General features: G+C 61.8%; 11 protein-coding genes. 7 read left to right on the top strand and 4 right to left on the bottom strand.

The window, feature by feature from the left end; all coding sequences use genetic code 11:
* From LB513_RS20165 to LB513_RS20135, 7 genes are all read left to right on the top strand, one after another.
* Complete coding sequence (locus LB513_RS20165) at nt 1-519, top strand: hypothetical protein (RefSeq protein ID WP_224665272.1); 519 nt, start codon at nt 1-3, stop codon at nt 517-519.
* 83 nt (nt 520-602) lie between these two features.
* Nucleotides 603-1,043, top strand: a complete 441-nt coding sequence (rbfA, locus tag LB513_RS20160) for a 30S ribosome-binding factor RbfA (RefSeq protein ID WP_224665271.1) — start codon at nt 603-605, stop codon at nt 1,041-1,043.
* Entirely contained in the window at nt 1,043-2,017 is a 975-nt protein-coding gene (gene truB, locus LB513_RS20155; RefSeq protein WP_224665270.1) for a tRNA pseudouridine(55) synthase TruB, read from the top strand. Before rbfA ends, truB begins: the two co-directional genes overlap by 1 nt.
* 43 nt (nt 2,018-2,060) lie before the next feature.
* A complete protein-coding gene (gene corA / locus LB513_RS20150; protein ID WP_224665269.1) occupies nt 2,061-3,155 on the top strand; it encodes a magnesium/cobalt transporter CorA in 1,095 nt (364 codons plus the stop codon).
* 181 nt (nt 3,156-3,336) lie between these two features.
* A complete protein-coding gene (rpsO, locus tag LB513_RS20145; RefSeq protein ID WP_006337962.1) occupies nt 3,337-3,606 on the top strand; it encodes a 30S ribosomal protein S15 in 270 nt (89 codons plus the stop codon).
* Between the two features lie 278 nt (nt 3,607-3,884).
* Nucleotides 3,885-6,032 (top strand): polyribonucleotide nucleotidyltransferase, encoded by a 2,148-nt coding sequence (gene pnp, locus LB513_RS20140; RefSeq protein ID WP_224665268.1) that lies wholly within the window; start codon nt 3,885-3,887, stop codon nt 6,030-6,032.
* Nucleotides 6,033-6,147: 115 nt separating this feature from the next.
* On the top strand, nt 6,148-7,164 hold the full coding sequence (locus LB513_RS20135) for a class I SAM-dependent methyltransferase (protein ID WP_224665408.1): 1,017 nt from the start codon (nt 6,148-6,150) through the stop codon (nt 7,162-7,164).
* A gap of 30 nt (nt 7,165-7,194) precedes the next feature.
* On the opposite strand, the gene LB513_RS20130 is transcribed toward LB513_RS20135, so the two are convergent.
* The 4 genes from LB513_RS20130 to fabA form a co-directional block, all read right to left on the bottom strand.
* On the bottom strand, nt 7,195-8,739 hold the full coding sequence (locus LB513_RS20130) for a putative bifunctional diguanylate cyclase/phosphodiesterase (RefSeq protein ID WP_224665267.1): 1,545 nt from the start codon (nt 8,737-8,739) through the stop codon (nt 7,195-7,197).
* 86 nt (nt 8,740-8,825) lie between these two features.
* On the bottom strand, nt 8,826-9,638 hold the full coding sequence (gene fabI, locus LB513_RS20125) for an enoyl-ACP reductase FabI (protein WP_224665266.1): 813 nt from the start codon (nt 9,636-9,638) through the stop codon (nt 8,826-8,828).
* 28 nt (nt 9,639-9,666) lie between these two features.
* A complete protein-coding gene (gene fabB, locus LB513_RS20120) occupies nt 9,667-10,887 on the bottom strand; it encodes a beta-ketoacyl-ACP synthase I (RefSeq protein WP_224665265.1) in 1,221 nt (406 codons plus the stop codon).
* 40 nt (nt 10,888-10,927) lie between these two features.
* Entirely contained in the window at nt 10,928-11,446 is a 519-nt protein-coding gene (fabA, locus tag LB513_RS20115) for a 3-hydroxyacyl-[acyl-carrier-protein] dehydratase FabA (protein ID WP_224665407.1), read from the bottom strand.
* Between the last annotated feature and the right edge of the window lie 182 nt (nt 11,447-11,628).

Here is an 11,628-nt window from a genome sequence, read left to right as displayed (position 1 = left end):
ATGGCGTCCGATCCTCACCAGCCTCTAAAGGTGAGGCGCTATAGGCTGGCAAGGGCGGATGCCCTTGCCTATGAGCGGCTTCCGGGCGAGCTTTCGGCCCAGGCCAAGTTCGCCTTGATTGTCTGGCTAGCCTTGCCGGGCGCTGTCTCCGGCTTCCTCGCCGGCGAGGTGAGCGCCTGGGCCTGGTGGCTCAGTTTGGTGGCAATGGTCGTGTTCGCCCCTGGCGTCGCCATGATCGTGTCGAAACTGATCGTCTCACGGCGGGCGGCAAGGCATCCTATTCCAGAGGACGAGGTCACCCTGGAGCAATGGGGCGACCACCTGGCCGAGTTCGCCGATGGGCGTGCCCGGTTTGTCGCCATGGAGACGATCGGCAGAGTGATCGATACGCCGAACCATGTTTTCGTCTGCGCCGAGCGGTACCCGATCATCGTTCCGCGCGCGGCATTCGAGGACGAGCGGGACATGCGGCTGTTCGCCGGCTGGCTCGACGAGGAAAGCAGCAACGCTCAACCATGAGCGTCGGCAAACACGTTGAAGTGCTGTCCGTCGTTCCACATTGGGCGTAACGGATCATGAAATCAGGACGGTAAGATACAGATATGGCCGCACAATCCGTAAAAGGTCCAACCCAGCGCATGCTGCGCGTCGGCGAACAGGTACGGCATGCCCTGTCCGAAACCTTGCAGCGCGGCGAGATCATCGACCCGCTGATCGAGAACGCCGTGATTTCGGTCTCGGAAGTGCGCATGTCGACCGATCTTCGCGTCGCCACCGCCTTCGTTTCGCCCCTCGGCGCCAAGGATACCGATGCGGTCGTGGAGGCGCTGAACAGGCATGCCAAATTCGTGCGCGGGCGCGTCTCCGGCGCCCTGCGGCAGATGAAGTTCATGCCTGAGTTCCGCTTCAAGCTCGACACTTCGTTCGACAATTTCGCCAGGATCAACGATCTCTTGAAATCGCCCGAGGTGGCGCGCGATCTCGGGCCCGATGACGAGGTTTCGGTCGAGCAGGATAACGACGGCAAGAAGGACACGGAATAGTGGCGCGTCGCGGCAAGAAAAAGGGCCGGCCGATCTCCGGCTGGTTGGTGCTGGACAAGCCGGTGGGCATGGGTTCGACCGAAGCCGTTTCCAAGATCAAATGGCTGTTTCAGGCGGAAAAGGCCGGCCATGCCGGTACGCTGGACCCACTCGCCTCCGGCATGTTGCCGATCGCGCTCGGCGAAGCCACCAAGACGGTGCCCTATGTCCAGGACGGCGCCAAGATCTATCGCTTCACCGTTGCCTGGGGGCAGGAGCGTTCGACCGATGATCTGGAAGGCCCGGTCACCAAGACTTCCGACCGGCGTCCCTCGCGGGCCGAGGTCGAGGGGCTGCTGGCGAAATACACCGGTGTCATCATGCAGACGCCACCGCAATTTTCGGCCATCAAGATATCGGGCGAACGGGCCTATGATCTGGCTCGTGAGGGTGAGACGGTGGACATTCCCGCGCGCGAGGTCGAGATCGGCCGTCTCGACATTGTCGAACACGATGCCGACCATACGATTTTCGAGGTCGAATGCGGCAAGGGCACTTACGTGCGCTCGCTGGCTCGCGACATGGGGCGCGACCTCGACTGTTTCGGCCATGTGAGCGAACTACGCCGGATCGAGGTCGAGCCGTTCACGCCGCAGGATTTCGTCACCATCGCCGAACTGGAAGCCGCCCGTTTCGGCGCGCTGGATGAAGGCGGTGAGGAGGCAGATGCTCCCGATGCGATCGAGACGCCGATCGACTTCAATGCGATCGATGCGCTTCTTGTCGATACAGCCGCAGCTCTCGACTGCCTGCCCCAGATCGCCATTAGCGACGACGCGGCGACCAAGATCCGCCTCGGCAACCCGGTGATCATTCGCGGGCGCGACGCGCCGGTCGAAGCGGAAGAAGCCTGTGCGACGGCACGTGGCAAACTGGTGGCCATCGGAGCGATCGAACAAGGCATGTTCAAGCCCAAGCGGGTGTTTGCCGGCTGACAGCGGTCGATTAATGTCGGCGAGACGTCGCGTCGGAGGACTCATGGCAAACGCTGATATCGACGGCAAGCGCACCCCGGTCAGGACAAGGCGGCCGCCGGTCGGCGCTTCGCCAGGCACGCTGATTGCCGATCCCACGGCGCGTCGCTCGGAATTGCGCCTGACCCTGATCTCGCCCCAGAAGTTCAAGACGATCGAGAACGCCAGCATCGATGACGTCCACGCCAATTGCGAGAAATGGCCGGTGATCTGGCTCGACTGCACGGGCCTCGCCAATATCGAGTTGATCGAGGAGATCGGTCGGATCTTCAATTTGCATCCGCTGGCGCTGGAGGACGTTGTCAACACCGGTCAGCGGCCAAAGGTGGACTTCTTCGAGGATCATGCCTTCGTCGTTGTCAGAATGATCGACGACATCACCTCCCACCGCTACGAGCAGATCGGCGTCTTCTTCGGCAAGAACTTCGTCGTCACCTTCCAGGAGCGGGAAGGCGATCCGTTCGACCCGGTGCGCAAGCGCATCGAGAGCTCGGCGCCCAACCGGTTGCGCGCTCGCGGCTCCGATTACCTCGCCTACGCGCTGATAGACGCCATCGTCGACAGCTATTTCCCGCCTGTCGAGGCGGCGGGCGACATGGTCGACAGCATCGAGGACCAGATGCTGAACACCCCTCAAAAGCATCAGATGCGCCAACTGCATGGGTTGCGCCGCGATGCCAATGTGCTGAAGGGCGTGCTCTGGCCGATGCGTGATGCACTGGCGACGTTGATCCGCAACGATGTGACCTATGTGAAGGCGGAAACTAAGGTCTTTCTCAACGACACGCTCGACCATGCGTTGCGGCTGATCGAACTGGTCGAGACCCAGCGCGACATGCTGACCGGGCTGATTGAGATGCACCTTTCGCTGAGCCAGGCGCGCACCAACGACGTCATCAGCTATCTCACCATCGTCTCCGTGATCTTCATGCCGCTCACCTTCCTGGTTGGCGTATGGGGCATGAATTTCGACCCGGCCTCCTCTCCCTGGAACATGCCGGAGCTGAAAGCCTATTACGGCTATCCCCTGTCGTTGCTGTTCATGGCGCTCGTCGCACTGGCACTGATTGCTTTCTTCAAATGGAAGAAGTGGTTGTAGCGACGGCAAGACTTGCGAGGTCGCCTTGGCAAGCCGGCTTGTAGATTGGGCTGGTGTTTTTGTCCGAATTGCACTATACGCGCCGCAGCATAGCGCCAGACGCTTTGCCTGCACCGGCCCCTGCTGGACGACATCCCGGCTGAGGGCGACCCGTTTCCTCAAACAGATAAGGAAAAACACGATGTCGATTACCGCCGAGCGCAAGAAGGAATTGATGGGCGAATTCGCAACCGCCAAGGGCGACACCGGGTCTCCGGAAGTCCAGGTGGCCATCCTTTCCGAGCGCATCAAGAACCTGACCGATCACTTCAAGGACCACAAGAAGGATAACCATTCCCGCCGTGGTCTGCTCGCTCTCGTCTCTCAGCGCCGCAGCTTGCTTGACTATCTCAAGCGCAAGGATGACGCGCGCTACCAGACGCTGATCGAGAAGCTCGGTCTGCGCCGTTGACGAATTGACCGGCGGGCTTTCGAAGGAGAGCCCGCCGGTCGCACATTCCGCCAGTCGCATCGATTGGCAGACCTGGTTTCGAGCGTGCACAGGGCCACTCGAAACCACCCATGGACGGTCATGGGGCAGGATTGCAGGACGCTCGTGCGCTTATCCCGCGCCGAAATTACCCGAGCTTCCCGTTGTCTTGCCCGTGGCTGCCCGAGAAAGGAAGCCAGGGAAAGGGCATCCGCGCACCGTGAAAGGGCGCGGCCCTTTCCGCTTATTAAGGACAAGATATGTTCAACTACCACAAAGTGGAAATCGAGTGGGGCGGTCGTCCGCTCATCCTGGAAACCGGCAAGATCGCGCGTCAGGCCGACGGCGCTGTGCTCGCGACCTATGGCGAGACCAAGGTTCTCGCCACCGTCGTGTCGATGAAGGAGCCGAAGCCCGGCCTCGATTTCTTCCCGCTGACCGTCAACTACCAGGAAAAGACCTACGCTGCCGGCAAGATCCCGGGCGGCTATTTCAAGCGCGAAGGCCGTCCGAGCGAAAAGGAAACCCTGGTTTCCCGCCTCATCGACCGCCCGATCCGCCCGCTCTTCGCCGCCGGCTACAAGAACGACACCCAGATCGTCTGCACCGTCGTCCAGCATGATCTCGAAAACGACCCCGATATCCTGTCCATCGTTGCCACTTCGGCTGCCCTGACGCTCTCGGGCGTTCCGTTCATGGGCCCCGTTGGCGGCGCCCGCGTCGGCTACATCAACGGCGAGTACGTGCTCAACCCGCATGTCGACGAGATGCAGGAATCCAAGCTCGACCTCGTTGTCGCCGGCACCGCCGACGCCGTGCTGATGGTCGAATCCGAAGCCAAGGAACTGGGCGAAGAGCTGATGCTCGGTGCCGTCATGTTCGGCCACAAGGGCTTCCAGCCGGTCATCGACGCCATCATCAAGCTGGCCGAAGTTGCCGCCAAGGAGCCGCGCGACTTCACCGCGCCGGATTCGTCCGCCCTTGAGGCCGAGATGCTGAAGATCGTTGGTGACGAACTCAGCACCGCCTACAAGAATGTCGACAAGCAGAAGCGCTACGCCGCCGTCGACGCCGTCAAGGCGAAGGTCAAGGCCGCATTTGCCCCCGCCGAAGGCCAGGACGCCAAGTACACCTCCGAGCAGATCGGCTCGGTGTTCAAGGAACTCCAGGCAAAGGTCGTGCGCTGGAACATTCTCGACACCGGCTCGCGCATCGACGGCCGTGACCTGAAGACCGTCCGCAAGATCGTCTCCGAAGTTGGCGTTCTGCCGCGCACCCACGGCTCGGCACTGTTCACCCGCGGCGAGACCCAGGCGCTGGTCGTTGCCACGCTGGGCACCGGCGAGGACGAGCAGTATGTCGATTCGCTGACCGGCATGTACAAGGAGAAGTTCCTCCTGCACTACAATTTCCCTCCCTATTCCGTCGGTGAGACCGGCCGCATGGGTTCGCCGGGCCGCCGCGAAATCGGTCACGGCAAGCTCGCCTGGCGCGCCATCCGGCCGATGCTGCCGAGCACCGACCAGTTCCCCTACACGCTGCGCGTCGTCTCGGAGATCACCGAGTCGAACGGCTCGTCGTCGATGGCGACCGTCTGCGGCACCTCGCTGGCGCTGATGGATGCCGGCGTTCCCCTGGCAAAGCCGGTCGCCGGCATTGCGATGGGTCTGATCAAGGAAGGCGAGCGGTTCGCCGTTCTCTCCGACATCCTTGGTGACGAGGATCATCTCGGCGACATGGATTTCAAGGTTGCCGGCACCGAAGGTGGCATCACCTCGTTGCAGATGGACATCAAGATCGATGGCATCACCGAGGAAATCATGAAGATCGCGCTTGGCCAGGCCAAGGACGGTCGTCTGCATATCCTCGGCGAAATGGCCCACGCCCTGACCGGCGCGCGTTCGGAGCTCGGCGAATTCGCGCCGCGCATCGAGGTCATGCACATCCCGACCGACAAGATCCGCGACGTGATCGGTTCGGGCGGCAAGGTCATCCGCGAGATCGTCGAGAAGACCGGCGCCAAGATCAACATCGAGGATGACGGAACGGTCAAGATCGCCTCATCCAATGCCAAGGAGATCGAGGCGGCGAAGAAGTGGATCCACACCATCGTCGCCGAGCCGGAAGTCGGCGAAATCTACGAAGGCACGGTCGTCAAGACCGCCGACTTCGGCGCATTCGTCAACTTCTTCGGTCCGCGTGACGGCCTCGTCCACATCTCGCAGCTTGCCAACGACCGGGTCGCCAAGACCTCGGACGTCGTCAAGGAAGGCGACAAGGTCTGGGTCAAGCTGATGGGCTTCGACGAGCGCGGCAAGGTTCGCCTGTCGATGAAGGTCGTCGACCAGGCCACCGGCAAGGAACTCGCTCGCGACAAGAAGACCGAAAGCGAAGAAAACGCCGCCTGATCGGCCCGACACTGAAATTAAAAACGGGCGCGGCGCATGTCGCGCCCGTTTTCGTTTAATGCATGTCACTCTCGCTCCGTGGAGACCGGCATGCATGAAGCAGGGAATACCAGCGATGTCCGCAGAGGCGCTGAAGACGCTTTTTCATCCGTTCGAGGCGGAGGCTGTCGCCTTGCCGCGACAGGGCGAGCGGATCCTGTTTCTGGGCGCCGAGCCCGGCTTTCGTCTGCCGGACGGCTTCGAAGCCACGCTGCATCTGGTGCAAGGCTTCCGGCCGTACTTCCTTGCGCTGCAGTCGGGGGGCTTTACCGTCACGCAACGCGCCCAGGGTGAAGGCTTCGACGCCGCGCTTGTGCTCGCCGGCCGCCATCGCGGGCAAAACGAGCTGCGCATTGCCGAGGCCATCGATCGCTTGACGCCGGGTGGATTGGTCGTCATCGCCGGCGGCAAGGATGAAGGCGTTGCCAGTCTGCGCAGGCGCATCGAGGAGCTTCTGCCGCTAGACGGTCACCTGCCGAAATATCATGGCGTCGCCTTCTGGTTCCGTCGCCCGTCCGACACGGCCGCTGCGGAAACCCTGCGCACCGCTAATCCCCCTTTGCTGGTCGAAGGCCGTTTCCACACCGCGCCGGGAATGTTTTCTTTCGACCGTATCGATGTGGGCTCGAAATTGTTGGTCGACAATCTGCCGGGCGACCTGCGCTGCTCCGTCGCCGATTTCTGCGCCGGCTGGGGTTATGTGGCGGCTGAGGTCGCAGAACGCTTCCCCGGCCTGTCGGGGCTCGACCTTTATGAGGCGGATTTCGACGCGCTTGAGGCGGCCAAGCCCAATCTCGGCGCCGCCACCACGGCGAAGCCGCGTTTCTTCTGGACCGACCTGCTGAGCGAAGCCGTCGAGCGCCGCTATGACGCTATCGTCATGAACCCGCCATTCCACCGCAGTCGTGCAGCCGAACCGGAGATCGGCGCCGGCATGATCCGCGCCGCGGCCAAGGCCTTGAAGCCCGGCGGCCGGCTGTTCATGGTGGCGAACCGCCAACTTCCCTATGAGAAGATCCTGTCGGCTGCCTTCTCCAGCTTCGCCGAACTCGCCCGTGACGGCATGTTCAAGGTCCTGTCAGCGCGTCGGTAGGGCATGTCCCTAAAGGGCCATTGTAGGCCCTCAATGCGAAGCGGCGAGGCGCAGCATATTGTCGTCGGAATGCCGGTCGTCAGACCGGATCCGGAGCGGCGCGGGCCGGCCGAAAAGATCGCCTTGAACGACTTCGCAGCCGGCTGCCCGAAGCAGCGTTGCCTGGCTGTCCGTCTCTACGCCCTCGGCAATGATGCCGACGCCGAGCGCGCGTGAGAGCCCGACGATGGTCGAGACTACCGCGCTGCAGCTGGAATCGGTATCCAGGCGGTTGACGAAGGAGCGGTCGATCTTGAGTTTGCCGAATGGGAAATCGATGAGGTAACTGAGGTTGGAATAGCCGGTGCCGAAATCGTCGATGACGACGCAGATGCCCATCTCGGAAAGCTCCCGCAGGATGGAAGCGGCGCGCTCATGATCCTGCATCATCGCCGACTCGGTCACCTCCAATTCCAGCCTCGACGGCTTTATGCCGGTGGCGATGATCGTGTCTCGCACGATGCCGACGAAGTCCTTGGTCATGAACTGCATGGGGGAAATATTGATCGCGACAAACGACTCATCTGGCAGATGCCGGGCATCGTGGCAGGCCCTGCGAAGCACCCATTCGCCGATCGGACCGATCATCCCCGTTTCCTCGGCCATCGGAATGAATTCAACCGGCGCGATCATGCCGCGTTCCGGGTGCAGCCAGCGGATCAGCGCCTCATACCCAACCACGCGCCCGGTTCGAAGGTCGAATTGCTGCTGGTAGTGCAGATCGAAGTCGCCACGCTCCAGCGCAGTCTTCAACTCCGATTCGACCCACTGGCGATGGTCGGCGCGCCTGCCCATTTCAGCTTGGAAGAATGACCAGTTGCCGACTCCGCTGGCCCGGGCATCCTGCAGCGCCAGATTGGAGCGACGCAGGATCAGGACCGGATCGAGGCCGTCCTTCGGGATCGCGACGATGCCCACCGACATATTGACCGATTGCAGATGGGTGCTGAGTTCATAGGGCTCCATCATCTCTTCGATCAGCGTCTCGACGGCACTCTCCAACGATCCGCTGACCTGATTGTCTGGCAGCAGCACCGCGAATTCGCCCGCCCCGATGCGCCCGATCACCGCGCGCGTGGGCACGCACGCCTTCAGCCGCTGGGCAAAAGCGCGGATCAATTCGTCGCCCTGGCTGTAGCCGATCGCATCGTTGATCTGCTTGAACCGGTCGATGTCGATGTCGATCAGAAACATTGGGTCGCCGGTCCGGATTGTCGTGCGTGCCGCTTCGGCGATCGTGTCGACCATCGCCGGTCGCGCCAACAGGCCGGTCAGCTTGTCGAAACGGGTTTCGTTGAAGACGAATTCGGTCGATTCGTCGACGCCGGCAAAGAAAGACATCGCCGCTCCGGAGGCGGCCAGCGCGCAGAGCGCGGCCGTGATCGCGAAGGTCGTGCTTATCGATATGCCGGCAAGCCCCTCGCCGATATGGAGCTTGAGGGCCCACAGTCCGAGAACGAAACCGCCGACGCCTGAACTGGCGATGGTGAGCAGCCTGAACGCCGGCGTGCGCTTCGGGTTGCTGACTGCTGCCATTCAAAGGTCCCCAAGGGTAGGGGTCCTTCTAGCGGACACCTCCTTAAAATGGGTTTCCGCCAATGCATCCAATTTTACCGGAAGCCTTATTCCCGGGCGCTGTCGGTCTGCTTCAACTCGTCAAGGGTCGGCATGGACACGATATGATAGCCGGAATCGACGTAATGGATTTCGCCGGTGACGCCGGAGGAAAGATCGGACAGCAGGTAAAGGGCCGAGCCGCCGACTTCGTCTATGGTCACGGTGCGGCGCAGCGGCGAGTTGCGCTGCTGGTAGGAGAACATGTGACGCGCATCCGAAATGCCGGCCCCCGCCAGGGTGCGGACCGGTCCGGCCGAAAGGCCATTCACCCTGATGCCGCGCGGACCGTAATCATTGGCGAGATAGCGCACGCTGGCCTCAAGACCGGCCTTTGCAACCCCCATGACATTGTAATTGGGCATGACGCGGACGGAGCCCGCATAGGTCAGGGTGATCATCGAGCCGCCATTCTTCATCAGGCCGGCGGCGTGACGGGCGACCTCGGTAAAGGAAAAACAGGAGATCACCATGGTGCGGACGAAATTGTCCCGGCTGGTGTCGGCATAAAGGCCTTTCAGCTCATTCTTGTCGGAAAAGCCGATGGCGTGGACGACGAAATCCAGCCCGCCCCAGGCGGCGCCGAGGCTCTCGAAGGTGGCGGCGACCGAAGCACTATCCTCCACGTCGCACGGCACGACCAGATCGGCGCCGAGCTTGTCGGCAAGCGGCTTGACGCGACGACCAAAGGCGTCGCCCTGATAGGTGAAAGCGAGTTCAGCCCCGTGTTCGGCCAATTTACGGGCGATGCCCCAGGCGATCGAGTGGTCGTTGGCGACACCCATGACAAGCCCGCGCTTGCCCTTCATCAATCCGTCCATGTTGGCAATCCTGTTAAAAAGGCCGGCCTTATGCGGAGTAGCGCTGGAAAATCAGCGTTGCGTTGGTGCCACCGAAACCGAACGAATTCGACAAAACAGTGTCGATCGTGGCGTTGTCGATGCGCTTTCGCACGATCGGCATGCCCTCGAACTCGGGATCGAGGGTCTCGATATGGGCGCTTTCGCCGATAAAGCCGCCTTGCATCATCAGGATCGAGTAGATGGACTCCTGGACGCCGGCTGCACCGAGCGAATGGCCGGTCAGCGATTTCGTCGAAGTGATGAAAGGCATCTTCTCGCCGAACACCTCGCGGATGGCACCCATCTCCTTGGAGTCGCCGACTGGCGTCGAGGTGCCGTGGGTGTTGATGTAATCGATCGGCGCGGAAACCGTGGCCATCGCCTGGCGCATGCAGCGGATCGCACCTTCGCCCGATGGGGCTACCATGTCGTAGCCATCCGAAGTCGCGCCGTAGCCGACGATCTCGGCATAGATCTTGGCGCCGCGTGCCTTGGCGTGCTCAAGCTCCTCAAGCACCAGCACGCCAGCCCCGCCCGCGATGACAAATCCGTCGCGATTGGCGTCATAAGCGCGCGAGGCGGTCGATGCCTTATCATTGAACTTCGACGACATGGCGCCCATGGCGTCGAACAGGTCCGACATGGTCCAGTCGAGATCCTCATGGCCACCGGCAAAGACAATGTCCTGCTTGCCCCATTGGATCAGTTCATAACCATTGCCGATGCAATGCGCCGAGGTCGAGCAGGCCGACGAGATCGAATAATTGACGCCGTGGATCTTGAACCACGTGGCAAGCGTCGCCGAGGCCGTCGACGACATTGCTTTCGGCACCGCGAACGGGCCAATGCGCTTTGGACTGCCGTTCTTCTGCGTGGTTTCGGCAGCCTCGACGATGGTGCGGGTGGAAGGTCCGCCCGATCCCATGACGATGCCGGTCCGCTCATTGGTGATATCGCTTTCGCCGAGCCCGGCATCCGCGATCGCCTGGTCCATCGCGACGTGGTTCCAGGCGGCCCCCTGCGACAGGAAGCGCATCGCACGGCGATCGATCATGCCCGACGGGTCGAGCGTCGGCGCGCCCCAGACCTGGCACCGGAAACCATGCTCGGCGAAGGAATCGGAAAAGCTGATGCCCGATTTGGCATCATGAAGCGAGGCTTGCACCTCGTTGGCATTGTTGCCAATCGACGACACGATGCCGAGGCCTGTGACTACGACACGTCTCATTCGCAACTCCTTCCAGGGATGCTGGCCAGAAGGCCCGCGATCAAGCGACCGCCGACTGCTTGGACAGACCGACCTTCAAATCGGTTGCCGCGTATATGGGTTCGCCATCCGCTTTCAGCCAGCCATCGGCGATGCCGAGCACTAACCTGCCGCGCATCACGCGCTTGAAGTCGATGCCATATTCGACCTTCTTCACCGCAGGCGTCACCATGCCCTTGAACTTGACCTCGCCGGTCGACAGCGCCATTCCCTTGCCCGGCTCGCCCAGCCAGCCGAGATAGAACCCGGTCAACTGCCACATGGCGTCGAGGCCTAGGCACCCCGGCATGATCGGATTGCCGATGAAATGGCAAGCGAAGAACCACAGGTCCGGCTTGATGTCGAATTCAGCACGGATGAAGCCCTTGTCGAAGGCGCCGCCTGTCTCGCTGATCTCGGTGATCCGGTCGAACATCAGCATGGGCGGGTACGGCAATTGGGCATTGCCCGGTCCGAACAGTTCGCCGCGGGCGCAGGCCAGCAAGTCTTCATAGTCGTAGCTGGATTTCGAACCTGCCATCAATCTCGTCCCCACGTCGTCCTGGGCAATCATGCGCCCTTCCCGCTGGCTTCCTAACACAATCCGTTTCAGGCCGGAAACCGGCGTTTGCGCTTAACCCGCCAGTCTGCCTGGGTCAATGCGCGCTATTGATCGCATTCGGACGACAGAATATATGTCGGCGAGGCTCTGGTTTGGGCGGG

This window comes from Mesorhizobium sp. ES1-1, assembly GCF_020164785.1.
In the GTDB taxonomy this organism is placed as follows: domain Bacteria; phylum Pseudomonadota; class Alphaproteobacteria; order Rhizobiales; family Rhizobiaceae; genus Mesorhizobium.
The sequence above is the reverse complement of the archived record's forward strand: the minus strand, read 5'-3'. Positions and strand labels throughout refer to the sequence as shown.